Annotated in this window: 22 protein-coding genes; 8 read left to right on the top strand and 14 right to left on the bottom strand. The window is 39.6% G+C overall.

Going from position 1 to position 24,310, the window contains the following annotated elements; genetic code table 11:
* Nucleotides 1-175 precede the first annotated feature (175 nt).
* Together ACT29I_RS10270 and ACT29I_RS10265 are read left to right on the top strand one after the other, a co-directional pair.
* Nucleotides 176-1,732 (top strand): endonuclease, encoded by a 1,557-nt coding sequence (locus ACT29I_RS10270; RefSeq protein ID WP_444793366.1) that lies wholly within the window; start codon nucleotides 176-178, stop codon nucleotides 1,730-1,732.
* A gap of 160 nt (nucleotides 1,733-1,892) precedes the next feature.
* Nucleotides 1,893-2,774: an NAD kinase gene (locus ACT29I_RS10265; protein WP_430932478.1), complete on the top strand. Its 882-nt coding sequence runs from the start codon at nucleotides 1,893-1,895 to the stop codon at nucleotides 2,772-2,774.
* A gap of 157 nt (nucleotides 2,775-2,931) precedes the next feature.
* Here ACT29I_RS10265 and ACT29I_RS10260 read toward each other — a convergent pair whose 3' ends face one another.
* A complete protein-coding gene (locus tag ACT29I_RS10260; protein WP_444793365.1) occupies nucleotides 2,932-3,237 on the bottom strand; it encodes a protealysin inhibitor emfourin in 306 nt (101 codons plus the stop codon).
* Nucleotides 3,238-3,321: 84 nt separating this feature from the next.
* Nucleotides 3,322-4,431 (bottom strand): M4 family metallopeptidase, encoded by a 1,110-nt coding sequence (locus tag ACT29I_RS10255; protein WP_430932480.1) that lies wholly within the window; start codon nucleotides 4,429-4,431, stop codon nucleotides 3,322-3,324.
* Between the two features lie 297 nt (nucleotides 4,432-4,728).
* Here ACT29I_RS10255 and ACT29I_RS10250 point away from each other — a divergent pair, with 297 nt between their 5' ends.
* Nucleotides 4,729-6,051, top strand: a complete 1,323-nt coding sequence (locus ACT29I_RS10250; protein ID WP_444793364.1) for an OmpA family protein — start codon at nucleotides 4,729-4,731, stop codon at nucleotides 6,049-6,051.
* A 10-nt stretch (nucleotides 6,052-6,061) separates the two neighbouring features.
* Nucleotides 6,062-7,375, top strand: coding sequence for an OmpA family protein (locus tag ACT29I_RS10245; RefSeq protein ID WP_444793363.1), 1,314 nt, complete (start codon nucleotides 6,062-6,064; stop codon nucleotides 7,373-7,375).
* 72 nt (nucleotides 7,376-7,447) lie between these two features.
* Here ACT29I_RS10245 and ACT29I_RS10240 read toward each other — a convergent pair whose 3' ends face one another.
* From ACT29I_RS10240 to amaB, 9 genes are all read right to left on the bottom strand, one after another.
* Nucleotides 7,448-7,999, bottom strand: a complete 552-nt coding sequence (locus ACT29I_RS10240; protein WP_430932483.1) for a DUF4924 family protein — start codon at nucleotides 7,997-7,999, stop codon at nucleotides 7,448-7,450.
* A 125-nt stretch (nucleotides 8,000-8,124) separates the two neighbouring features.
* Entirely contained in the window at nucleotides 8,125-8,517 is a 393-nt protein-coding gene (locus tag ACT29I_RS10235) for an RNA-binding S4 domain-containing protein (RefSeq protein ID WP_430932484.1), read from the bottom strand.
* 4 nt (nucleotides 8,518-8,521) lie between these two features.
* Nucleotides 8,522-9,085 carry an aminoacyl-tRNA hydrolase gene (pth, locus tag ACT29I_RS10230; protein WP_444793362.1) on the bottom strand — a complete coding sequence of 188 codons (564 nt, stop codon included), beginning with the start codon at nucleotides 9,083-9,085 and terminating at the stop codon, nucleotides 8,522-8,524.
* A gap of 140 nt (nucleotides 9,086-9,225) precedes the next feature.
* Nucleotides 9,226-9,822, bottom strand: a complete 597-nt coding sequence (locus ACT29I_RS10225) for a 50S ribosomal protein L25/general stress protein Ctc (RefSeq protein WP_430932486.1) — start codon at nucleotides 9,820-9,822, stop codon at nucleotides 9,226-9,228.
* Nucleotides 9,823-10,038: 216 nt separating this feature from the next.
* Nucleotides 10,039-10,977: a ribose-phosphate pyrophosphokinase gene (locus tag ACT29I_RS10220; RefSeq protein WP_430932487.1), complete on the bottom strand. Its 939-nt coding sequence runs from the start codon at nucleotides 10,975-10,977 to the stop codon at nucleotides 10,039-10,041.
* Between the two features lie 146 nt (nucleotides 10,978-11,123).
* Nucleotides 11,124-11,720: a ribosome biogenesis GTP-binding protein YihA/YsxC gene (gene yihA, locus ACT29I_RS10215; protein ID WP_444793361.1), complete on the bottom strand. Its 597-nt coding sequence runs from the start codon at nucleotides 11,718-11,720 to the stop codon at nucleotides 11,124-11,126.
* A gap of 81 nt (nucleotides 11,721-11,801) precedes the next feature.
* Nucleotides 11,802-12,515: a GNAT family N-acetyltransferase gene (locus tag ACT29I_RS10210; protein ID WP_444793360.1), complete on the bottom strand. Its 714-nt coding sequence runs from the start codon at nucleotides 12,513-12,515 to the stop codon at nucleotides 11,802-11,804.
* Nucleotides 12,512-13,054, bottom strand: a complete 543-nt coding sequence (locus tag ACT29I_RS10205) for a dihydrofolate reductase family protein (protein WP_444793359.1) — start codon at nucleotides 13,052-13,054, stop codon at nucleotides 12,512-12,514. The genes ACT29I_RS10210 and ACT29I_RS10205 overlap by 4 nt, the downstream gene beginning before the upstream one ends.
* A gap of 564 nt (nucleotides 13,055-13,618) precedes the next feature.
* The gene (gene amaB / locus ACT29I_RS10200) at nucleotides 13,619-15,205 is read right to left on the bottom strand and encodes an L-piperidine-6-carboxylate dehydrogenase (protein WP_444793358.1); all 1,587 of its coding nucleotides are present in this window, start codon (nucleotides 15,203-15,205) and stop codon (nucleotides 13,619-13,621) included.
* A gap of 422 nt (nucleotides 15,206-15,627) precedes the next feature.
* On the opposite strand from amaB, the gene ACT29I_RS10195 reads away from it, so the two are divergent.
* Nucleotides 15,628-16,989 carry an MFS transporter gene (locus tag ACT29I_RS10195; RefSeq protein WP_444793357.1) on the top strand — a complete coding sequence of 454 codons (1,362 nt, stop codon included), beginning with the start codon at nucleotides 15,628-15,630 and terminating at the stop codon, nucleotides 16,987-16,989.
* A gap of 263 nt (nucleotides 16,990-17,252) precedes the next feature.
* Here ACT29I_RS10195 and ACT29I_RS10190 read toward each other — a convergent pair whose 3' ends face one another.
* Nucleotides 17,253-17,522 carry an acylphosphatase gene (locus ACT29I_RS10190; protein WP_430932494.1) on the bottom strand — a complete coding sequence of 90 codons (270 nt, stop codon included), beginning with the start codon at nucleotides 17,520-17,522 and terminating at the stop codon, nucleotides 17,253-17,255.
* A gap of 326 nt (nucleotides 17,523-17,848) precedes the next feature.
* Between ACT29I_RS10190 and ACT29I_RS10185 the strand changes: the two genes are divergently transcribed.
* The gene (locus ACT29I_RS10185; RefSeq protein WP_430932495.1) at nucleotides 17,849-20,389 is read left to right on the top strand and encodes an ATP-binding response regulator; all 2,541 of its coding nucleotides are present in this window, start codon (nucleotides 17,849-17,851) and stop codon (nucleotides 20,387-20,389) included.
* A 38-nt stretch (nucleotides 20,390-20,427) separates the two neighbouring features.
* On the opposite strand, the gene ACT29I_RS10180 is transcribed toward ACT29I_RS10185, so the two are convergent.
* Together ACT29I_RS10180 and ACT29I_RS10175 are read right to left on the bottom strand one after the other, a co-directional pair.
* Complete coding sequence (locus ACT29I_RS10180; protein WP_430932496.1) at nucleotides 20,428-21,756, bottom strand: sigma-54-dependent transcriptional regulator; 1,329 nt, start codon at nucleotides 21,754-21,756, stop codon at nucleotides 20,428-20,430.
* Between the two features lie 413 nt (nucleotides 21,757-22,169).
* Entirely contained in the window at nucleotides 22,170-22,325 is a 156-nt protein-coding gene (locus tag ACT29I_RS10175) for a hypothetical protein (protein ID WP_430932497.1), read from the bottom strand.
* Nucleotides 22,326-22,648: 323 nt separating this feature from the next.
* Between ACT29I_RS10175 and ACT29I_RS10170 the strand changes: the two genes are divergently transcribed.
* The gene (locus ACT29I_RS10170) at nucleotides 22,649-23,293 is read left to right on the top strand and encodes a TatD family hydrolase (protein ID WP_444793356.1); all 645 of its coding nucleotides are present in this window, start codon (nucleotides 22,649-22,651) and stop codon (nucleotides 23,291-23,293) included.
* Between the two features lies 1 nt (nucleotide 23,294).
* Nucleotides 23,295-24,008 carry a tRNA threonylcarbamoyladenosine dehydratase gene (locus tag ACT29I_RS10165; protein ID WP_430932503.1) on the top strand — a complete coding sequence of 238 codons (714 nt, stop codon included), beginning with the start codon at nucleotides 23,295-23,297 and terminating at the stop codon, nucleotides 24,006-24,008.
* Nucleotides 24,009-24,310: the final 302 nt, after the last annotated feature.

Here is a 24,310-nt window from a genome sequence, read left to right as displayed (position 1 = left end):
ATTTTATTACTTGGTGCATCAATCTTTATTTTCCAATGCCATGATTAATTTATCGTTAATCATTGCATTGGAAAGTGATGATATATACTAGTATATGTAATTTTCATAAGCCGACCATTTGGTCTACGATTTTTATTTAATCATCTTTACTATAATAAACCCAAAAGCTTTACCCATGAATTACAAATTCTTTTTAATACCCGTTTTATTGGTTTTTGGCGTACATCTTAAATCAGAAACCATAGAGCAGTATTATGCCAATGCAGCGGGAAAAACCGGAAGCGAACTGAAGGCAGCGTTACACACAAAAATAAGCGTACAAACCGTGTTAAGTTATAGTGAGGTTTGGGAAGCATTAAAAAACACCGATGAAGATCCGGATAATAGCAGCAACGTCATACTTTTATACACTGGATGGTCATATCCTAAAGATAATAATGGGGGGGGAGCCACAGAGTGGAACAGGGAGCATACCTGGGCAAAATCGATGGGTGACTTTGATACGGATCCTGGCCCGGGAACTGATATCCATCATTTGCGGCCCACCGATGTTACGGTAAACAGTAAAAGAGGAAATCTATATTTTGATGACGGAGGAACAGCCTATACGGATCCGTCACCCTATGGCGGAATCAGCGGTATTACCGGTTGTTATTACGATGGTGACAGTTGGGAGCCACGGGATGAGGTAAAAGGCGATGTGGCCCGTATGCTTTTTTATATGGCAGTTCGTTATGAGCAAGGCGATAGGGTTGATCTTGAATTGGCTGAATATTCTACGAGTTCAGGATTGCACGGTAAACTTTCCACTTTATTGAAATGGCACGAAGATGATCCCGTGGATCAGTGGGAATGGGATCGTAACGAAAAGATTTATATCGAACAGGGTAACCGTAATCCTTTTATCAATCACCCCGAATATGTAGGTATGATCTGGGGCGATAACGGAAATAATGGTGGGGATGGGTTTACCAACCTTTTTTATGAGGATTTTGAGTCGGTTAGCGTAGATAATCCTATTACATTAAGTAATTGGACAGTGGTTAATTCATTGGGGGCAAACGAATGGTTGGGAAAAGAATATAATTCGAATAAATATGCCCAGATGACAGCTTATCAGGGAGACGCATCGGAGGTAGACTGGTTGGTTTCTCCATCAATTGATTTATCCGGTAAATCAGAAGTTGTTTTGAATTTCGCCACGAAAGATGGCTTTGATGTTGGTGACGTTTTGGAAGTTTTTGTTTCAGAGGACTATGGGGGCGATGTAAATACGGCAAGTTGGGTGAAGCTAAATCCTACTTTAGCCAGTGGTTCTGCGTCAGGGTTTGCCAATAACTTCACCAATTCGGGAGATATCAGCTTAACGGGATATTCCGGAACGGTTTATATTGCTTTTAAATATACCGGAGGAACAGGATTAACCACCACAATGCAAGTGGATAATATACTCGTTAAGGGAAAGGAGATCATTTCTGCAATTAATGATAACCATCGCGGATATATAAAAGTTTATCCGAACCCTGCAAAGGACAATATTTCGTTGGAAGGTGACGGAGAACCGATAAAAGAGGTCCGGATTTATAATCAAGGTGGCCAATTAATGAAATTTGTTACTGACTATGGAACTTATTCGATCATTAGAATTAATGGATTCAGTACTGGCTTGTATTATGTTCGGATAACCGACATCAACGGTTATACGAAGACCGAAAAATTATTGGTGAAATAAAAGCTTTCGTGATTTTATCATAATTGTAAATCCCGCTGAATTTTATGGTTCAACTGGGATTTATTGCTATGAATGGAGCGCAACCGCTATTAAAAGCAAGCTAATTTTGCTTTGCTGCCCTACTGTAGTTACATTTGCTTTTGCAATAAATTATAAAGCGATGAGGATAGCCATTTTTGGAAAACAGTTTTCGGAACTCTTTAGGGAAAGTTGCAGCAACTTGTTCCGTAAGCTGCATCAACACGGAACAGAAATCATTATTTACAAGCCATTTTATACGTTTTTGGTAGGTAATATTGATGTTAAACCAATGGTGGATGGTTATTTTGAAAACCGAAAGGATCTGGTGGATATTGATTTATTCGTGTGTATTGGAGGTGATGGAACCATGTTAGAAGCAGTTACTTTTATACGTGACTCAGGTATTCCAATAGTGGGGATCAATAGCGGTCGGCTGGGATTCCTGGCTGATATTGGCCAAGAGGAAATTGAAAGTGCCATAGAACATATCTTTGCGGGAAATTACCAGTTAAATTCGCTGGACCTGCTACAGCTCAAAACGGAAAACAACTTGTTTGGCGATATGAATTTTGCACTGAACGAGCTTGCTGTGCATCGTCGCGACAGTGCATCAATGATTACGATACATGCCTACTTGAATGGAGAGTTTCTCAATTCCTATTGGGCTGATGGACTTATCGTTTCCACAGCAATTGGTTCAACGGCATATTCCCTAAGTGTTGGTGGCCCAATTATTCATCCCAAATCACAAAGTCTGGTAATTACCCCTATTGCCCCGCACAACCTTACCGTTAGGCCCATCGTAGTGCCCAACGATATGATTATCACATTAAAAGTTGAAGGTCGCGCCGATAAGTATTTGGCGACCTTGGATTCGCGCAGCCGTATCTTTGAAGTCGGTTTGGAGTTAAATATCCGAAAAGCGGATTTCAACGTCAATGTGATTGACCTGCCCGGAATCAATTTTAATTCAACGCTCCGCAATAAACTAATGTGGGGAGCCGATAAAAGGAATTATTGATGGGTCATAAAAGGTCGTTTTTATGAATAACTTCTGCTTCCTGCTCGCTTCATGCCACCAAATTACTAGGCGTTGAAACTGGAATTTGGGTTTAAATACTCATTTGAATGTGTGGGGTTACTGTTTACATTATTCTTAATCCGAAAACAACATTACCTTATTTTTTTCTGGCTTTCCGGTTTAAAAAATTAAACATGGATATTAAGTCCTTGGGTAAATTGGATTCTGAGAAAGTAAATGCGTGCGCATGTTTTCCTTTAACCGTTAAAATATATTGAAATTGATCGGGGTAAGCATCCGTTTCAGGCACTCCCGAAGAACCATCAGCATTGGTTAATTCTAACCAATTAATAAAGTTGCTGCGAAGCTCTTCGGGCAGCTCGTCACTGTTTAGTTCGCAACTAATAGTTTGCCCCATAAGGCCGCCCGAACGTTCGTAAATAATTTTATAATTGTCTGCCATTTAAAACAAATTAATTGATGGAAGTTTCAGCATTTCATACCAAATATTAAAAGCTCATTGCTATATTAGAAAGGATCAATCATTCTATTTACCAAGAAAACGACTTAAACAGCCTCTGTTCTCCTCAAGTTTTATGGGCAGTCCAACCCCAGCCCATGCGTTTTTCACCGCTATTTGCTCGGCGCTATCGTTACCATATAAATCACCTGCTACTTCATAGGTTAGTTTTGCGGCATCTTCAAACTTTGATGTTTGCTTCAGTTTATCTTTTAAAGTCACATACCATATCCTACCTGCTTTTTCCCAGGCATGACCGCCAATTTCCATCGCAGCCAAATAAAAAGCCTTGTTGGGAATTCCCGAGTTGATATGAACACCACCATTGTCGCGGGTAGTATCTACATAATCGTCCATATGTCCCGGTTGTGGGTCCTTGCCGATAGTGGGATCATCGTACGCAGTTCCAGGATCTTTCATGGAGCGTATTCCAACCCCGTTTACGTTGGGTGTTAGCAAGCCTTCACCAATAATCCAGTCGGCATCAGCAGCAGTTTGGTTTTTTTCCCGTTGTTTAACGAGCGAACCAAAAACATCTGAAAAAGATTCGTTTAAAGCTCCTGCTTGCCCTTGGTAAACCAAGTTGGCTTCGTACTGGGTTACACCGTGCGTGAGTTCATGTCCAATAATATCTATGGCAATTGTAAAGCGGTTAAATATACGGTCTTCTTCGGGCAAATCTTCGTCACCTTCGCCATATACCATCTGTGTTCCATTCCAAAAGGCATTGTCGTAACCACTGATATACCGTACTGTCGATATCAGATCCATCCCATTGTTATCGATAGAGTTCCGGCCAAAAACCTGATCGTATAAATCGTATGTGGCTCCTGCGCCATCGTAGGCCTCATCTACTTGTGCATCACCAGTGGCAGCATCTCCCTCGCTACGTGCCAAAACGCCGGGCAGAGTATTCAGGTTCTGGGCATCATAAACCAAACGGTTTTTATCGCCTTGCGTGGCTTGTGGCGTTAGACTTATGTCTGCAAAAGACTGGCGCTGCCCTCTCATTTGTCCGGCAAAAGCAATGGTGTTTTTGGCTTTTTCTTTTTGCTTTTCGGAGCCTTTGTCCAAAATACGTTCTAAAACATATGGTGGTACCGCGCAAAGAATGGAATGATAGTTCGATTGACACATATTAGTTGTTTTATATTAAATTCTTAATTTAAGGAATATGCACGAGGAGGTCAATAGTGAAAGCATTTAATTAAGCGGGTTTGTTTTTGAGAAGAAACTAGATTGGGACCAATATGGTGTATCATATATGAATATACTTAATTATCATGAACATTGCTTTTAGCAAAAATACCTCCATGTCTGTCATCATTTATTCCTTTCTTATGGAAAAAATATAACCTTTAATAAAACGGGAGCATGATTTTATGTGATTAATTATAGCTTTATCAGTATTTTGCCAATCAGATAATATGATGTATGAAATTCTTTAAATATACCCTTGCTTTTGCTATACTATATATTATAAGTACAAGTATGGCACTGGCTCAAATCGATTTTAGCAATCTTACCGAAGAACAGATCTATCGAAAACAAAATAAATATAATACCTGGTCGGTTACGTTAGGTTACGGACCTGTATTCTTTTATACCGATGTGATAGATTATACTGTTTTTCCAAAAAGCGACTATAGGTTTGCCCCTACGGTTATTGTATCCAAACAATGGGGAAGAGCCTGGGGTTTAGAAGCCCAGTTTCTTGGAGGTAGTATGTATGGAGAAAAAAACAACCGATATTTTAAGGGAAGCTTTCGCGATTATTCCTTGAACCTTCGTTTTAGTATAAATCAGTTAGTGGCTTTTGGCCCATTGGGCGATAAGTGGGATTTGTACGGTAAGGTAGGCCTTGGTATTAACGCTTTTAGAAGTAGGTTGCGCAGGTTGGATGACGACAGCTTTATGCTGGTGAACGACGTACATAAGAATCTGGGAGGGTATCCAAACCCGCCGGGGTGGGACGATGATGATTATTTGGTGGTAGGATATGACCGGCAAGACCCAACGGATAAAACTGGCAGGGAAACCGAACTGGTGGTGCCTATTGGTGTTGGTGCCCAATACAGGATTAATAAAAGTTTCGATTTAGGGGTGGAGATGACCATGCGAAATCTTACTGCTGATAACTTTGATGTGAATCTTACCGGTGCAGATAACGATACCTATATGCATACTTCGTTTTCTGTGACCTATAAAATTGGTAAGAAGAATAAACGTCACGCTCGATGGACCTATAAAGATTTTAACCTGGCCTACGAAGCCCAGCGTGCTTCGGATCCTTTGGCTATTAGGCTCGACTCCTTGAAAAGCGAGTTGGACAGGTTGGCCGGTCTGGACTCAATCATAACAACTAAGTCTTATCAGAAATTTGAACAAGTAATTTATGAAGAAGGTGTTTCCGCTTCGGTGTTCTTCGATTTTGATAGGTCGGATATTAAAAAGAGCGAACACAGGCAATTGGCAAGAGTAGCAAGAGCGTTAAAACGCGACAAGTCAATAAGCATGGTAATAGCGGGGTATTGCGATGACAGAGGAAGTTACGAATACAATTTAAAACTAAGTGAGCGCAGGTGTAATGCCGTTTTAAAGGCCATGGTCACAGATTTCGGTATCGATTCGTCGCGATTTAGGTTGGATCCCAAAGGGGAGTCGGAATTGCTATCAGATACCCAAAATATGAATATAAAAGGTCTGCACATGGCCAATAGAAGGGTAGATCTATTGATGATTGTTAACGAGGAATAAATTAAACCCAATGATAAATATACCGAAAGACATCATCTTAAGTGTTTTGGGTTTGGTTTGGATAACTTTGGCCAAGGCCCAATTTACTACGGATGGACGATTGATTCAGGAACACATGCGGTATTCCAGCGAAAAAGCTTTTAATCGTTGGGATATTATGATTGGATATGGGCCAAATATTCTATTCACAGATTTTACCGAATACGCTTTGTTTCCCGATGACAAATGGCATTTTAGCCCCACTGTTGCATTGAGTTATCAGTTGGTTCCCGCACTGGCATTCGATTTTAGGTATATGCAAGGGGATATTAAAGGGCAAGGAATCCATCATTATTTTAAAGGGAATTTTGCGGAATATACAGGAAGTGCGAGATTCTACATTAACCAAATGTTATCCAATCCCGGACCGGTGAATGATAAATGGAATTTCTATTTTAATGTAGGTTTCGGGGTTCAGGCTTTTAGAAACCGAATTTACAAAAACGAAGATGATCAGGTGTTACATGCCAATGATATTGAAGGCAGTACTTATGAAGGTTATTTTGTTTTGGGTTACGATTCGAATAACCCTGATAAAAAGATAAGCAGAGCCACTGAACTTGTTTTACCCGCCGGAATTGGGGTGCTGTATCGTATAAACCGTAGTTTTGATATAGGTGTGGAAAGTACTATTCATTTTGGACTCGAAGATAATTTAGACGGTGTTTTATCAGGTGCAACCAACGACAACTATTGGCATACTACTTTTAATGTAAGCTATAAAATCGGTAAAAAAGACAAACGACACAGCAAATGGACATACAGAACTTACGGATTTAATATTTTCGGAAAGAAAAGGAAAGATCCTCTGGAGGACGAAGTAAATAAGTTTGAGCGGATGGTGCAACAACAAGCCGGAATATTGAGGTTGCAAGTAGATTCTGTAATTACCGAAGAGAAAAACACAAAAATTTATTCGGCCGATAATATATTCCCCATTTATTTTATGCCAGGGGGGTCTACGTTTAAGGATTACGAAAATCAGATCACGATGGCTCAAATAGCGGTTTTGCTCCGTAAGCATGCCGACTGGACACTAGAGGTAATTGGATACGCCGATTCAGCGGAAAACAATCCGATGTTTATAAGTCAGAAAAGAGCAGAAACCGTGAAACGCTACCTGATGGAGCATTATGGTGTGGCCGATGAGCATATTAAAGTGGTGGCTAAAGGAGATGCCGAACAGCTAAGCACCGATGACATTAAGAAAAAGACAGGTCTTATCCATGTGGATAGGAGGGCGGATATTGTACTGATAAAACAAAAGTTAAATCTCAGTGAGTAGTATTTGATTCGTGGTCCTCAGTCAGCAGTCTGATGAAATATTTGACTGCCAAACTGATGACTGTTGACCGAACTACTCCGGGCTTTGCGTTTTTTCCTTGTCTTGTTCCTCGTGATATTTACCTCCCAAAAAAGCGAGGAAGCTACTAAAAGCTTTAATGGCTTCTTCCGTACCTTTCGAAATTTCTTTCCCCTGCAATTTAAGCAAGAATTTACTGTAGATGCCTGTTAGGCAGAGCTCAATCTCGTTGTTGAGTGTTTTGCCCGTTTTTTCGTCAAATTCGTTAATGAAGGGGAGGGTCGCATTGTAAATATGACGGTAGGCTATTTCTTTCGGATCATTTAGTAGTTCGCGATGCAACCGGTCCAAATCTTTCACCAAATTGGTAATTACCTGTAGGTGACCCTTTTCTTTGATTTGTTCCAGCGTCATCATTTCAACCAGGTTGTCGTACCAGTCAATACATTCTTGCAAGGTGTCGCCACTCAAATTATATTGGGGAATAATCCCTTGTTTAATGGCTTCGATATTGAATTGATATGCACGAATCAAATCCTCAACTTGCCACATGTACAATATGTACTCTACAATGTTGCTGTGACGTTTTTCTTTAGCTATAATCATTTTTTCAGGAATCAGTTATCAGTAATCGGTTATCAGTAATCGGTGGTTGGTATATAGTTCAACAGTCGATGCTTATTAGTATTTTATTACTACTTACTTTCTTTTGAAAGGAAAGCTTTCGTCTATTAAAAATCCCAGTCGTCTTCTTCTTCCATCTTATCCAGGTCGCGCCGGTCTTTTTTGGTAGGGCGGCCAAGGCCTTTTCTTCGGCCCATAGAATTAGCCAGGCGGGTTAGTTCCAGCAGTTCTATTTGATCTTTTGCTGTTACCTCTTCCATAAAATCAGGCACTAGTTTAGCACCCATTCTTTTGCCGGTAATAGTCAGCACTTTAAATGAGCGGGTGATAGGAGGGAACTTTACGTCGATAACTATGCCCACTTTGACCAACCTTGAGTTTTTTACGGGAAGACCACCAATGAGAACGCGTCCTTTTTTTATGGCTTCGGCAGCTACACTCCTGGTTTTAAAAACCCTCACGGCCCATAAATATTTATCTACCCTAACACTTTCGTCCATGGTATTACTTTTTATTGAATTGATTCATGGTTCTGGCGGCACCAATGGTGGCAAATCCTTTAATCATTTTTATGGCTATATCAATTCCTTCATGCAGGCCGGCCAGCTCCTCATTGCTCCATTTTCCCAGCACATAGTCAATCTGCTTTCCCCGGCTAAAATTATCGCCAATTCCAAATCGGATTCTATTATAATTGCTATGTCCAAAAATATCCTGGATGTTTTTTAAACCGTTGTGGCCGGCATCACTTCCCTTTTGCCGCATCCGTATCGATCCAAACGGCAATGCAAGATCATCGACAATAACAAGCAGGTTTTCCGGTTTAATCTTTTCCTGCTGCATCCAGTACCTAATGGCTTTGCCACTCAAATTTACATAAGTGCTGGGTTTGAGGAGGATAAGAGTTTTTCCTTTGAATTTGTATTCTGTTACCGCACCGTAGCGTAAGTTCTCAAATGTTAGGTTTTCTTGCTTTGCAAGTTCGTTTAACACATTAAAACCTATATTGTGACGGGTGTCTTCGTATTCCGAACCGATATTACCCAACCCAACTATTAAATACTTCATGGGATCAATTTTCGAGGGCTTATTACTAAACAATAATTTTTTTAAATAGAACCACATACGGTATGTTTTGCTGTGGCAATAATACAAAAAGCCTCCATATTACCATAATATGGAGGCTGATTATATGCTTAAAATGCGTTTTACTCTTCTGCTGCTTCTGCTTCTTCTCCGCCTGGAGTCTGTGCAGCACGAGCGGCACGGGTAAGTTTAACGGCGGCAACAACCGAGTTTTTAGCATTTAATAACTCAAGGTTTTCGAACGCCAAAGCACCCACCTTTACAGAATCACCCAGCTTAAGGTGGTCGATATTGATGTTTAAAGTATCGGGTAAGTTGGCCGGTAAAGCCTTTACACGTAGTTTACGTTGAACAAGAGACAATTGTCCCCCAGCCCTAACACCTTCTGCAAAACCGTTGAGTTTTACAGGGATTTCAATAATAACAGGCTTGTCTTCGAAGATTTGTAAGAAATCAACGTGTTGAATTTTGTCGCTTACCGGATGGTATTGGATGTCTTGAAGAATAGCTTCAACTTTTTCTCCATCAATGTCTAAACTGATGATGTAAACATTTGGTGTGTAAACCAAACCTTTTAGTTGTTTTTCTTCGATTACGAAGTGTGCTACTTCTTTTCCTCCATAAAGTACTCCGGGTACTTTTCCTTCTTTACGAAGCTCTTTGGTTGCTTTTTTACCAATTACTTCTCTTTTTGAACTTTTTAATTCAATTTTTTGCATCTTTCTAATTTTTTGTGCTACTCAAAATAAATCACTGGTAATGAACAGGTTTACTCCCCATCACACTTTTTTGCCAAAGGCGGCTGCAAAGGTAAAAAAATAAACCCACATTTTATTCATAATCTATTAAAATTTAATGAACAATGTGGGTTTGTGCGTTCACAGATACTGACTTCCACAATTAAAGGGAGCTTGTATCCAGGATGTTTTTACCTGTTAAATCAAAAACTGATTACTGATTGATTTATAATAGTACACTTTTTCTATGGTATCTGCCAAAAGTTCCGCTATGGACAATACTTTAATTTTTTCCGATTCCTGACGTAACGGTATAGAGTCCGTTACAAACAGTTCTTCCAATGCCGAATTGTCAATGTTGTCATAGGCGTTTCCGGATAGTACCGGGTGGGTAGCAAAAGCTCTTACACTTAAAGCGCCATCTTCCTTCATCATGTCAGCTGCTTTCGTCAGGGTGCCGGCCGTATCAATCATATCGTCTACGATAATCACATTTTTGCCTTTTACATCACCGATGATTCTCATTTCGCTAATAACGTTCGCTTTGGCTCTCGACTTATGGCATATTACCATTGGGGCCCCTAAGAACTTTGCATAGGTGTTGGCTCTCTTGCTACCGCCCACGTCTGGAGATGCAATAACAAGATTTTCCAGATTCATACCTTTTATATGCGGCAAGAAGATGGAGGATGCGTACAAGTGATCTACAGGAAGGTTAAAGAATCCTTGAATCTGATCGGCATGTAGATCCATCGTAATCAAACGGTCGATACCTGCAGCGGTAAGCATATCCGCAGCCAATTTGGCGCCGACAGAAACACGAGGCTGGTCTTTCCTGTCCTGACGGGCCAACCCAAAATAAGGTATAACAGCAACCACCTTGTAGGCAGACGCTCTTTTGGCGGCATCGATCATCATTAGCAATTCCAGCAAGTTATCTGCAGGCGGGAAAGTGGATTGAATGAGGAAAACATGCGACCCTCGAATTGTTTCCTGAAAAGCCACAGCAAATTCTCCGTCGCTAAAATTTAATTTTTTAATGTTCCCAAGATCCCTTCCGGAATAGTGACTAATCTTTTCGGTTACGTAACGGGACGATGATCCCGAAAAAATTTTAATGGGCGCTTTTGGTGGCATCGTAAATAGTTGTTTTTCTGTTTATTATTAAAAAGACGCTGCAAAGATAAAAAATCATGACTGAATTTATCGTTGCCCGACCATAATTTAATATGTTTCCTTATCTTGAAGCCAGGGTTAGATTTGTGGTTGCAGCTCTATTCACCTTACCATTGTTCATTTACCTGGTCGATAAAATTTAGAATCTCATCTTTACCCTCAGCTTTTTCGGCCGAAGTGATGAATATTTGCGGTAATTCTTCCCATTCCTCCAACAAGGCGTTTTTAAAACTTTCGATGTTTTTTTCTTTTTCCGAAGGTTTTAACTTATCCATTTTTGTAAAGACTATTACAAATGGGATCCCCCAAATACCCATCTGATGCATAAACTCCAAATCTATTTTTTGAGGATTATGCCGGCTATCCACCAATACAAAAAGACACATTAAGTTGGAACGGTGACGAAGGTAATTATCAATTAAAAGTTTAAATTCCTTGCGCTGTGTCTTTGATACCTTGGCATATCCATAGCCTGGTAAATCCACCAAATACCATTTGTCGTTTATGGTAAAGTGGTTAATCAACTGTGTCTTGCCAGGAGTGGACGAAGTTTTTGCCAAGGAATTTTTATTGCATAACATGTTAATTAATGAAGATTTACCCACGTTTGATCTGCCTATGAACGCGTACTCGGGTCTGTCTGCTTCGGGGCATTGACTGGCTTTGGAACTTGAAGTAAGGAACTCAGCTTTTGTAATTTGCATTTTTGTTTGCAAAGGTAAGTTACAATATCTAAAAAGTATGCCTTTTGTGTCGCTTTTAAATTTTTCTGAACAAATTATCGGTTATCTAACCTTGTAGGTTTCTAAATCGCCATATCCTTTAAAACCTAGCTTTAAATAAACAGCTTCTCCTGCCTTTGAGGCATGAAGCACACAAAAATCGCAATCATTAATTTTAGCGATTTGTATTAAGTATTGTGTCATACTTTTAGCGATTCCCATTTTTCTACTATTCGGTATGGTACCAATCATGTGCAATCCTGCAAGTTTTCCTGAATCAAAAAAGATACCACCGCACCCAAGGTAATGGCTGTCCGACACGTAATTGTAAAGTTGTATTTTTTTGTTGTCATTGCAGATGGCATGCACAATTTCACCATCTACATTATAACCAAAAGCTAACGATGCGGTCTGGGCAAATTTATCAGCGTCCTGTTTGGTCTTCACCTGAACAATGTTTGGGTCTGGAGTAGTATGCCGATCATATGACTTTAAGTTTAATGCCATATTCTTTTGTCCGGATATTAGTTCTGTTTGAGGGTTTTCGTTTAGATTATTTGGTTGGGGCATGGTTACGAGGTTTGGCAATTTTCCCTGGTGTATTTTTTTAAGAATATCTGAAAAATCAGCTTTAGGGGACACGTCAAATATTCTTTTGGGCCAATCGGAACCTGAAACAGCCACAGCCTTCAATTCATCCCGGACCATGAACAAATTTGACTGGATTCCTATGTAGGACCAGAATTCGTAAAGGTTATTTATAATCAAGTGATTCATCTTTTTCTTGTATAGGTATCCTGGGTTATCGCATTTAAAAACACTTCTGATTTAACGTGATTAAACAACATGGGGTTTGGCAATTCCGAAAATAACGGTGTGCCGCCTCCAATTAATATGGGAAGGGTTGTCAGAATCATTTCGTCAATTAAATCCTCTTTTAGAAAACCCTGAACTGTGTTGCCCCCATCGATATAAAGTTTATGGTATCCTTGTTTGTTTAATTGCGTAACAATTTCGTTTGGTGCACCTTTCACCAATTCTACATGTTCCGTATATCCCACGGGAATTTTTTTTAAAGTATGGGATGCAACAAAAACAGGTAAATGGTATGGCCATGGAATATTAAAACTCAACACCTTTTCAAAAGTTGTTCTTCCCATGATTATAGCATCAATTTTATGAATAAAATCAACATATCCTAAATCTTTACCCGCCGGATTGGGAACTGTATTTTCCAACCAATCAATTCCGCCATTTATATCGGCAATATAACCATCCAAACTTTTTGCTATAAACACGTAATTTTTGTTTTCCATGTTTTGTATCGTTTTTTACAAAGAAAGGGTTTTTGACAGAAAAGGGTTCAGGGTTTTATCATTTTACAAATTTACGCCATCTTCAGAACACCATCTTCAGCACTTGTTTGTAACGAAGCCATAAGTGAATTTCTAATCTAGTTCAATTACCTGCCGGACTTTATGTGCCAATATTTTTTTACTTGAAATACCTTGGGTTGTAACCCATAGGTGTTCGTAAACCATAAACTAAGGAGTTTATAATGAGAATGATCGTTCAGTTTGCTTTCTTTCCCTTTACGAAGTCACTATGGAGTTCAACAATACCTTTAAAAAGAACAAACTAGGTGTTGCTGAATAACTGCATTGCATTTCCAGGAATTCCACATGAAAACAATGTTCTATTATGTAGCTCTAATGCAAAATCCGGGTTACATTAAAATAGATTTACATGGTAATATCTATTTATGAGACATTAATTAGGTTTTCCAGCACCCATGTATAATCTCAGGGCTATCAAAGTTGGATAACCGGTGTGATATTAGGAAATGTATGCAGTTGCATTTCGTAAATGATACTGGATTCTTACAACTCAAACTTAATGCCTTGTGCCAGAGGTAAATTTTTGCTCCAGTTGATGGTGTTTGTTTGTCGGCGCATGTAGGCTTTCCATGCATCCGAACCGGACTCGCGTCCACCGCCGGTTTCCTTTTCGCCGCCAAAGGCACCGCCAATCTCGGCACCTGATGTTCCAATGTTTACATTGGCTATGCCACAATCACTTCCTACACCCGAGATAAACGCTTCGCATTCCTGTACGTCTCTGCTAAAAATGGAAGAAGACAATCCCTGCGGGACATCATTATGCATGGCAATGGCTTCATTGAACCTTTCGTATTTCATCACATACAAAACAGGCACAAAAGATTCGTGCTGAACAATGGGCAGATGGTTTTCCGCCTGTATAATGGTGGGCAATACATAATGGCCTTTATCGGGTATGCCGGATGTTATCAACTTGTTCCCAAATAAAACTGTGCATCCTTGCTCTTGGGCTGCTTTGATCGTGTTTTTGTAAATCTCAACCGCTCCAATATCAATAAGGGGTCCTACCAACATTTTCTCATCCAGGGGGTTCCCTACTTTGTTTTCAACTTGTCGGTATGCTTTTTTCAGCATGTCAATTACCACAGTGTAAATACTTTGGTGGATAATTAGGCGGCGAGTGGAGGTGCAACGTTGCCCGGTAGTGCCTACGGAACCAAATACAATAGCCGGGATGGCCAATTGCAAATCGGCTGTTTGTGTTACGATAATGGCATTGTTTCCACCCAATTCCGCAATAGTTCTGCCCAGGCGGGCGCCTACCTTTTCGCTTACTTTTTTACCTACCCGGGTCGACCCTGTAACCGATATCAGCGAAACTCTTTTGTCCTCGGCCATCAAGTCGCCAATTTCGGATGATGGTGCAATAATTAGGTTTAATACGCTCTCGGGAACATGGTTTTCCTTCAGCACTTTTTCCAGAACCTTGTGAACAGCTATGGCACAAAGGGGTACTTTTGAACTTGGTTTCCAGATGCAAACATCGCCGCATACCAATGCGATCATGGCGTTCCAGGCCCAAACTGCCATGGGAAAATTAAAGGCTGAAATGATACCGACAATGCCCAGTGGATGATATTGGTCGAGCAAGCGGTGGCCGGGGCGTTCGCTTTGCATGGTGAAACCATACAACTGTCGCGACAACCCTACGGCAAAATCGCAGATGTCGATCATTTCCTGGACTTCACCGAGTCCTTCCTGGTATATCTTGCCCATTTCCAAGGATATTAGCTTGCCTAAATTTTCCTTTTGGTGGCGTAACGCATTCCCCATCTGCCTGACAATTTCGCCACGTTTGGGAGCTGGTATTGTTCGCCAGCTATTAAAGGCATGTGATGCATTGTCAACAAGGTTGATGTAATCCGAAGAGGTGGCCTGATGAACTTTTGCAATAGGATGACCATCGATGGGCGAATGTGATGTTAGAAGCTGCCCATCTGTTTTAACCCACTTGGAGCCTGTGCATAAACCCATATTGTCGGTTTTAAGGCCGAGATGTTTCAACATTTCCGGAATACCGAAATCCTGTTTGTGGTGTGAACGATATTTTAAATAAAATTGTGGCATAGTAATATTTTTTATCTGATTAGATCGATAATTCAATTTACGGCTTTTTTTTAAGAGATGAGCCCACCTAATTCATATATTTTCCAGGATATAAATGTTGATGCGTGTTAAGCCTTTAATTGCTATGCGCCTGCGCCGAAGCTTCTAGTTCAAGCGTAAGGCTGGTCATGGGCGAGAGCCGTCCGGTAAGAATTTGGAACAACTGGACGGAATGACTTTGGGAGGTTGTGCCAAGCAGGATTCGTAGTGCCAATTATGGATCATCAAAATTGGTTGTGACACATAATCGATGCTGGAAGCAGTAGTTTTTCGTAAAAAATAAGGGATAAATGAAATTGAAGATGATTGTTTTATGATTTTTGTCTTTTTGTATGTTGGCTGCAATGTATATCTATGCGCTTTCAAAAGAAAAACATAACTACATGGGCAACAGTAAAAGGAAATTTACACCTGCGTTTTGGACAGCAAATTTTGCCGAGTTGTTGGAGCGCGCCGCGTACTACGGGGTTTTTATCGTAATTACCCTTTATTTATCAAGGATTTTAGCATTTGATGATATTGAGGCTGCGGCTATTGCAGGAACATTCTCGGCCTTGCTTTATCTTTTACCCACATTTGCAGGAGCATACGCCGATAAAATAGGATTTAAAAAATCCCTTATTGTCGCTTTCAGTTTGCTTACGCTAGGTTACTTAGGCCTTGGTTTATTACCTACGTTTATTCAAAATGCAGGTTTGGCAGAATACGGCACAGAAACTGTATTTAAAGGGCTTGACAAAAGTAATTTCAGGTACGCTATCCTACCGGTGATGGCTTTAATTATTCTTGGGGGAAGTTTTATTAAATCGGTTATCACTGGCACGGTCTCTCTTGAAACAAGCGAGGAGAACAGGGCTACAGGTTTTTCGATTTTTTATACCATTGTGAACATTGGGGCGTTCTCGGGGAAAACCATCGTTAAGCCTTTGCGCGATGCCATGGGTAATGTGGGTCTTATTAACATTAGTTACTTCTCGGCCGGGATGACTTTGTTAGCTTTAATCGCAGTGTTTTTCTTTTTTAAGCCATCCGTCCAAAAGCGGGATGGAAAGACTTTCGGTGAAATATGGAAAGCTTTTGTAAAGGTACTATTCAATGTTCGATTAATCGTTTTGATTTTCATTGTAACCGGGTTTTGGTTAGTGCAACATCAGTTATATGCTACTATGCCAAAGTACGTATTGCGTATGGCAGGCGAGAGTGCTTCGCCAAGCTGGTATGCAAACGTTAACCCACTGGTTGTATTTTCCACTGTAGCAATAATTACCTCTTTAATGAGGCGACGAACAGCCTTGTTTTCGATGACTGTAGGTATGTTTATTATGCCTGTTTCGGCTTTTTGTATGGCGGCGGGAAATCTTTTTGATGGAGGATCAGCGATCGTTGGAATGCATCCGGTGGCCTTTATGATGATTGTCGGTATTGCTTTTCAAGGCTTGGCTGAGTCGTTTATTTCGCCTCGTTTCCTGGAGTATTTCTCGTTTCAGGCTCCTAAAGGTGAAGAAGGCCTTTATTTAGGCTTTAGTCACTTGCATTCGTTTTTATCCAGTATTGTTGGCTTTTTGATGTCAGGGGTATTACTGGATAAATATTGTCCCGACCCAATAAAGTTTGGTGGTAGAACAGCTGAATGGCATGCGGTGAGTGCCAACGCGCATTATATCTGGTACTATTTTGGTGCAATAGCCATGGTTTCGGCTATTGCTTTAATAATTTATGGTCGTATATTTAAGGCCCAAGAATAATTTTTTTATTCCACTTGCACAACTACTGAGAGCCGGAAAACTTCCCACCGTTTTCCGGCTTTTTTATTTTCGTTGAAAGAAAAAATTAAGTCATAAACAGGCGGAGTACTGCGGCAGCAGATACCATGTAGTGTTTTTTACTTTTGCCATTGAAATGTATTGTTTTTGTGGGTTAGTTTAAATTTTATCAAAAAATAAGGGTTCTTGATCTACGTATAACAAAGAAAAACCGTGCTTTACTTCTTGTTTTATCCACTAGCCTATTATCTTTTTATATTAAAATGTTGAAAGCCAAAATAAGGAATGTCGTGTATGAAGCAACCCTGAACATCTGACATCCTGGAGCCTTTTTTACAGCCCAAAATAAAATTGGCCAAATTATTACGTTCACCTTCCGCATCCACTTCAACCTCGCCACCAGGCAGGTTTCTTACATAGCCTTTAATGCCATGTTCCTGCGCTTGGGCCAAAACAAAATATCGATATCCTACTCCTTGAACCCTTCCGCAAACTATCATTCTAACCCTTCTCATCCCATTCAGTTTTTATGTATAAATTTACAGGCAAAGAATCAAATATAAAAGAGAATTCCCCTTAATTTATACTCTATCATTCGAACTATTAGTTTTTTATCACCTATTGGTTTAATTTCGATATCAATAATATTTTTTATGCCGCTTGCCCCATTGTAAGCTTAAATATTATTAAAGCCTTCAATCTGGATTTGAAATAATCCTGACGAAAGTTTAGAATGTCAAAAATTTCGTCACTCTGATGGACAGATACTATTTTTATAATAACAAATCTGGTATACACACAAAAAATAGGTAAATTGTATCGCTAAAATCAACGTAAAACCATGTCCAATAAAATATTACCGGAAAAATGGATTCAGACAAAGGTCGCTATAGGTTTTATCATCATAGTGGCTATTGCAATTGTTATTTTTTCCATCACCTACTTTTCTGTAATCTCCATTATAAAAGTGCAGAACGAGGAATACAGTCACGAATATGAGTTTACATATTTGAACCAGCTTATATTTGAGATCATCGAAACAGAAGGACTCAGCCGGGTTTATGGTATCACAGGGAAAAAGGAATACCACGAACAATATTTGCAACACCACGATTCGGTGCTAGCCGTTCTTAATTACCTAAACCTGCTTTTCCCGGATACGGTTTCGCAAGGTGGGATTAAGGAGATTGAACGATTGTATTTTCAGAAGAAAGAGTTGATGGATCAACTGACTAAAATGAATCTTAAAAAGTTGTATGCCGAATCTGCAGAGAAAATAATAGCCTCTATTCCAGATTCTTTAAATTATGAAGTAACTCAGTTTACCTATACCAGTTTGCAGGTTGATTCTGCGCAGCAAGATGTGATTGTAGAAGATACCGTGCTGGTAATCCAGCAACAACCCGAAGATGAGAAAAAAGGTTTTTTTAAACGAATGGGCGAATTGTTTGGAGGAAGTAAAAAGAAACAGGAACCACTCGTGGAGTTGGAGGCCGTTGTTAGTAGAAAGGTGGATTCCACCGTCATACAGGAAACCAGGCCCAACGAAAATATCGGGGAATTAAAATCGAGAATAGAACGTGCCGAAAAAAGGGAAGAGAGATTGAATATTATTGTTCAGAAACATGAAGATGAACTTATTCAACTCGACAGGCGTTTGACCGACCAGATTAAAAACATCGTAACTAATTTGCATGATACTACCATAAAGCGAAACGAAAACAAGCGATCGGAGCTTGAAGTTTTACGGAGCGAGATGATCGATCGTATTTTGCTGCTGGTGGGCACCGCTGTAATAATGATGTTGTTTTTTATTTTCTGGATTAGCAGGGATATCACCCGAAGCCAGAAACTTAAAAATGATATTATCAGAGCCAAAGAACGAGTTGACCGGCTTCTAAGGGTCAAGGAGCAGTTTGTAGCACACATGAGTCACGAGATCAGAACCCCGTTAACATCCATCATCGGTTTTTCGGAACAATTATCCGGAATGCTTAGTAAAAAAGAAAATCTACTTGTTTCGGAGCGGATACTGTTATCGGCCGAACACTTAAACGGCCTTATAAATAACGTTTTAGATTCGTCGATGCTGGAATCGGGAAATATTGCTTTTTATAAAGATAGGATTGATGCTAAAGCCCTGATGGATGAACTTTTCCAGCTTTTTGAATTCGAAGCGCAAAAATCAGGCTTGACCTTTTCGTATAATATTGACCCCGACCTGACAGGTTTTGAGTCAGATAATCTCCGACTCAAGCAAGTGTTGATTAATCTAATTGGCAATGCATTAAAATTTACATCTAAGGGTTCGGTATATTATGATGTAAATATTCGTAAAGACAAACTTGTTTTTACGGTAGAAGATACGGGTATAGGTATACCGAAGGATAAACAGAAATCGGTATTTAAAATGTTTAACCAGGTAAATATCAGTTTGTCGCGAAAATACTCGGGAACAGGTTTGGGACTTTCCATTAGCCGGCAAATTATTGAAGCCATGGGAGGGAGCATACACCTTGATAGTAAACCGAACGAAGGAAGTACCTTTACATTTGATATTCCTTACATTAAATGTGAAGTTGTGCAGGCCGATCCAATGGAGGGAGTAACTTACCTGTTTAAAGACAAAAAGATAATGGCGGTGGACGATGATGAGATGATTTGCCAATTGATTGACGGTATTCTGCACGACAGGGTTGAACGTTTGGATGTAATTTCTTCGTCCGAACCAGCTATGCAGGCCATCGAGCATGTGAAATACGACCTTTTTCTGGTGGACCTGCATATGCCCAAGGTGGATGGATTACAATTGTTAAACATTATTCGAAACGAAAAGAAACTGACCACACCGGTTTTGTTCCTGACAGCGGATATGGTTAATTCAGAGCTGAAAGAAGCCAATAAAAAAGACAATATTTGGGTAATGGCCAAACCGTTTACGCAAAAGCAGATTATGGAGAAATTGGCGGAGATTTTTAATTTGAAAAGGAGTAAAGTTGCAGATACTAAAGTTATGGCGCCAAAAGATGAAGAAAATGACCAGTTGTTTAGTTTAGATGGGGTGAAGTCGTTTACTGGCAATGATCAAGAATTTTTAAACTCGGTGATAAAAACATTTGTTGAGAACTCAGATAGAGGAATTTGGGATATTAAAAAGGCGCTTTCGGAGGATCCGGAGTTTTACCATGTTGTATCGGAAAGGGCACATAAACTTCTGACCGGGTTCCGTCAGTTTAAAATTAAAAAAGGGATTGCGAAACTTACGTTGCTTGAAAAAGCCCGGGAACAAAAACTTACCAAAGAAGAAATAGTAACCAAAGTGAAGGAATTGGAAACTTTTTGGGACGAAGTTAAAAACCAAATACAATCACTGGTAGCCTAGAACCGCAAATTCTTGTTGTACCTTACGAAAACACCATTTCAGGCATCAATACCGTATTTGTGTATTTTATTGTACAAGGTTTTTCTGTCAATCCCTAGAATACGGGCTGCCTTGGCTTTATTATACCGAGTCTGTTCCAAGGTTTCTACAATAATTTCTTTCTCTGATTTTTCCTTGGCAGCTTTTAATTGAAGCGGTATATCGGGTTGTTCGAGAGGTGACTGAATTTCCGGAGGTAATTCCGCCAAAGTTATTTCGTTACTTTTTGCCAGCAGAACCGCTCGTCGGATCACATTACGCAGTTCCCTTAAATTTCCGGGCCACTCATAGCTCAGGAAAATTTTTACCACCTCAGAACCAAAATAAATATTTTCCTTGTTGAATTCATTGGAGGCCATCTGCAAAAACCGATCGCTATACACGGGTATATCTTCTTTTCTATCTCTTAAGGGCAATAGGTTAATGGAGAATTCGTTAAGTCTATGGTATAAATCCTCTCTAAATTTCCCACTAAACGAAGTCGTCCGCAAATCTTCGTTGGTGGCTGCTATTATCCTGCAATTGATGGGATATTCCTCGTTGCTGCCCAATCGGCGACCTTTACGTTCTTGGATGGCTCGTAGTAATTTTACCTGCACATCGTAACTCAGGTTTCCGATTTCGTCGAGGAAAATAGTGCCATCCTTAACGTTCTCAAAATGTCCTTCCTTATCGTCCAAAGCACCCGTAAACGAACCTTTTTTATGTCCGAAGAGTTCGCTGGAGGCAATGTCGGTATGTAAGGCGCCGCAATCCACTGCCACAAAGGGCTTTATGCTTCTGTGGCTAAGTTCGTGAATACGCTGGGCCACAAACTCCTTACCAACACCACTTTCGCCCAACACCAATACGGAAAGTTCGGTGCCAGCTATTAATTCAATTTGCTGGTCTATTTGTTCCGCAAATCGGCTAACGCCCTTAATGTAATTTGAAACAGGAGCCAGTACGGGCTTATTGGCTTCGGAAGTAGTTTTAGCGATACCTCTTTTAATGACGTGTAATAGCTCATCGGGATTAACAGGTTTGGCAATATACTCGAATGCCCCCAGTTTTATAGCGTTTACAGCTACTCTAATATCGGAATAGGCGGTAATGAGTACCACGGGAGTTTTAAGATCTTTCTTCCTGACTTCGGGAATTAAATCCAATCCTGTACCGCTGTCTAACCTATAGTCGGTTAAAACCAAGTCGAATGATGAAGTCTTTATAGCATCCAGTGCGGAGCTGAAACTACTCACAAAAACGGTTTCGAAGCTTTTTCTTTTCAGAAAGCCTTCGATCATCAATCCAAAGGAAGTGTCGTCATCAACAATTAAAATCTTTGCCATTACCGAAAATTACAAAAGTTGTTAAATTTATAAAACATCTTTTTGATTATAACGAATAACAGGAAATAAATTACTTTTTAATCAAATGCTGGGAGCAGTGAGCAAATCTTCTGGTAGTTTAAAAGATTTTTGTGATTTATTGTCTGAAAGTGGTTGAGTTATTCATGGTACTTAACTATTTGGGTTTGGAGGCTGACTGTTAAAAAACAAAATAATTATATCATTTAACAGAAAAAATAGGGCAAAAAAAAGCGGATCAACGTTTTGATCCGCTAGCCTAGAACTACATTTAACTATATATGGTAACAATAGTCTAGAGTTGGGTGGTATCGTTTAATTTGTTGTGTGTGTTGTGTTGTGTTGTGTGTGTTGTGTTGCTTGATACCGATACCTATTGTAATATGAGAAACTTACTAATTCAAATTGTCATAAACCGTAACACCTTGACCTTCAGAATATGGATAGGTTACTTCTGGAAGATCTGCTGTTTTAAGCAGAACCAGCCCGATCACTACAACCAAAGAGGTAATTATAAGTGCTGTTAGTTTATTTATGAATGATTGATCCATTGATCTGTTTCTTTTTTAATTGTTATTCGATAACTGTACATGTGAAAACTGTGCCATAAAAGTGTGTATAAGAGCCGTTATTTTATAATGCGTTGATATACAGCTTTAAAATTTGGCAGACGTTGTCTTTTTAAGGATGGAGAAGCTGATTCGAATTAAAAAGTGTGGAAATAATTCTACACTTTGATACCCCAAAGTGTGGAAATTCCCTATGTGTACCTACCAGTTAAGTTGAGAGTAACCTAAATATAAATTAGAAAACATAAATATAAGTCGTAATTTGCGTTTCATAACTTTACGTTTTTAGCGAGAAATATTATTCCATGCTTATTGATTGCCATACACATCAACGTTCACCTAAGGCAGATATTGCCATTATCAATCAATATCCTTACGATTTCAAATCTGATTCTGAAAAGCATAAATATTCATGTGGCATTCACCCTTGGTTTATTCAGGAAGATAAAATTAAAAGTTGGCTCAATGTATTAGTAACACTTTGCCAACAAAAAAAGATTGTAGCCATTGGAGAATGTGGTTTAGATAAAAACATAGAAAATATTGAATTTCAGAAAAACGTTTTTGAGCCGCAAATAAGGCTTTCGGAACAATATAAGCTGCCTGTTGTCATTCACTCGGTAAAAACACATCATTTGATATCCGAAATCAGAAAGAAATGCCATGTGAAACAACCGTGGATAATTCATGGTTTTAATGGATCAATTGAAATGGGGCAACAGTTCGTTAAGCAAAATATTTTTATTTCTTTTGGGCAAGATTTAATCAAACGACCTGATAAGTTTCAAAAAATTTTAAGCCGTCTAAATATGGATTTCGTATTACTTGAAACCGATGACTGCGATATTTCTATTGTTGACGTTTATAGGCAAGCCGCGAAACTTTTAAACCTTGATATGGGATTACTTGAGAATAAAATAGAAGCAAATTTTAATAGTGTATTTGGTTAAGATGAACTGGTTAGAGAGAACAGAACTGCTTATAGGTCAGGATAAAATTAAAGAGTTATCGGAAAAAAATGTGTTGGTAGTCGGGCTTGGTGGCGTTGGTGCTTTTGCCGCTGAAATGATTGCCAGGGCAGGGATTGGAAAAATGACCATTATTGACGGTGATACAATTAACGAGAGTAATAGGAACCGACAGTTGCCGGCACTTTGCAGTACTCTGGGCATGTCAAAAGCCCAAGTATTGGAAGCCAGACTATTAGATATTAACCCCAGTTTAAAACTTACTGCTATTGCGCGATTCATAGATGAACATTCTTTTGAGGAGCTATTAGAGAACGACTTTGATTATGTGGTGGATGCCATTGATACCCTTTCACCGAAGGTAGCATTGATTCGTGCTTCGGTTCAACAACAAATTCCTATTGTTTCATCCATGGGAGCAGGAGGTAAATTCGATCCTTCACAAGTAGAGATCACTGATATTTCAAATTCTAAGTATTGTAATTTGGCACGTATGGTGCGCAAGCGTATCTACAAAGATGGCATCAGGAAGGGTGTGCCCGTTGTTTATTCTCCTGAAATGGTGCCCAAGGAATACATCATTAAAACGGAAGGTGAAAGGAATAAAAAGACAACGGTTGGGACCATCTCGTATATGCCCGCGATTTTTGGTTGTTTTGCAGCCAGCAAGGTTATCAAGGATTTGGCAGGGAAATAGAGGTTAAACCCGGATGATGTATTAGAGGTAAGTAATGAGTATTTAAAATACCATAAAAATCGGGGTTACTGAAACGAGGCATAGTACCGCTGCGGTGAGTTGAAGCAAGTTAGTGAAACGCCTTGTTTTGAAGTAGTTGATTTACACAACAGGATTTCTGATGCATATTCGGGGTTATACAGAGATCTGTCATTAGGCATTCGAAAAATTCCTTAATAATCGCAGGCATCAGCTGTATCGAGGGAATCCCGATTTAAAAAATCTTACATTGCTGTGTTTCGGTAATGTTTAGGTTTTGATCA

It is taken from the genome of Saccharicrinis sp. GN24d3, assembly GCF_052400645.1.
Taxonomy (GTDB): Bacteria; Bacteroidota; Bacteroidia; order Bacteroidales; family Marinilabiliaceae; genus Saccharicrinis.
This window is presented reverse-complemented; position numbering and strand designations above follow the sequence as displayed.

Coding starts and splice junctions, on each gene's coding strand:
- ACT29I_RS10270 (WP_444793366.1), top strand. CDS start 176: ATGAATTACAAATTCTTTTTAATACCCGTTTTATTGGTTTTTGGCGTA.
- ACT29I_RS10265 (WP_430932478.1), top strand. CDS start 1,893: ATGAGGATAGCCATTTTTGGAAAACAGTTTTCGGAACTCTTTAGGGAA.
- ACT29I_RS10260 (WP_444793365.1), bottom strand. CDS start 3,237: ATGGCAGACAATTATAAAATTATTTACGAACGTTCGGGCGGCCTTATG.
- ACT29I_RS10255 (WP_430932480.1), bottom strand. CDS start 4,431: ATGTGTCAATCGAACTATCATTCCATTCTTTGCGCGGTACCACCATAT.
- ACT29I_RS10250 (WP_444793364.1), top strand. CDS start 4,729: ATGAAATTCTTTAAATATACCCTTGCTTTTGCTATACTATATATTATA.
- ACT29I_RS10245 (WP_444793363.1), top strand. CDS start 6,062: ATGATAAATATACCGAAAGACATCATCTTAAGTGTTTTGGGTTTGGTT.
- ACT29I_RS10240 (WP_430932483.1), bottom strand. CDS start 7,999: ATGATTATAGCTAAAGAAAAACGTCACAGCAACATTGTAGAGTACATA.
- ACT29I_RS10235 (WP_430932484.1), bottom strand. CDS start 8,517: ATGGACGAAAGTGTTAGGGTAGATAAATATTTATGGGCCGTGAGGGTT.
- pth (WP_444793362.1), bottom strand. CDS start 9,085: ATGAAGTATTTAATAGTTGGGTTGGGTAATATCGGTTCGGAATACGAA.
- ACT29I_RS10225 (WP_430932486.1), bottom strand. CDS start 9,822: ATGCAAAAAATTGAATTAAAAAGTTCAAAAAGAGAAGTAATTGGTAAA.
- ACT29I_RS10220 (WP_430932487.1), bottom strand. CDS start 10,977: ATGCCACCAAAAGCGCCCATTAAAATTTTTTCGGGATCATCGTCCCGT.
- yihA (WP_444793361.1), bottom strand. CDS start 11,720: ATGCAAATTACAAAAGCTGAGTTCCTTACTTCAAGTTCCAAAGCCAGT.
- ACT29I_RS10210 (WP_444793360.1), bottom strand. CDS start 12,515: ATGAATCACTTGATTATAAATAACCTTTACGAATTCTGGTCCTACATA.
- ACT29I_RS10205 (WP_444793359.1), bottom strand. CDS start 13,054: ATGGAAAACAAAAATTACGTGTTTATAGCAAAAAGTTTGGATGGTTAT.
- amaB (WP_444793358.1), bottom strand. CDS start 15,205: ATGCCACAATTTTATTTAAAATATCGTTCACACCACAAACAGGATTTC.
- ACT29I_RS10195 (WP_444793357.1), top strand. CDS start 15,628: ATGGGCAACAGTAAAAGGAAATTTACACCTGCGTTTTGGACAGCAAAT.
- ACT29I_RS10190 (WP_430932494.1), bottom strand. CDS start 17,522: ATGAGAAGGGTTAGAATGATAGTTTGCGGAAGGGTTCAAGGAGTAGGA.
- ACT29I_RS10185 (WP_430932495.1), top strand. CDS start 17,849: ATGTCCAATAAAATATTACCGGAAAAATGGATTCAGACAAAGGTCGCT.
- ACT29I_RS10180 (WP_430932496.1), bottom strand. CDS start 21,756: ATGGCAAAGATTTTAATTGTTGATGACGACACTTCCTTTGGATTGATG.
- ACT29I_RS10175 (WP_430932497.1), bottom strand. CDS start 22,325: ATGGATCAATCATTCATAAATAAACTAACAGCACTTATAATTACCTCT.
- ACT29I_RS10170 (WP_444793356.1), top strand. CDS start 22,649: ATGCTTATTGATTGCCATACACATCAACGTTCACCTAAGGCAGATATT.
- ACT29I_RS10165 (WP_430932503.1), top strand. CDS start 23,295: ATGAACTGGTTAGAGAGAACAGAACTGCTTATAGGTCAGGATAAAATT.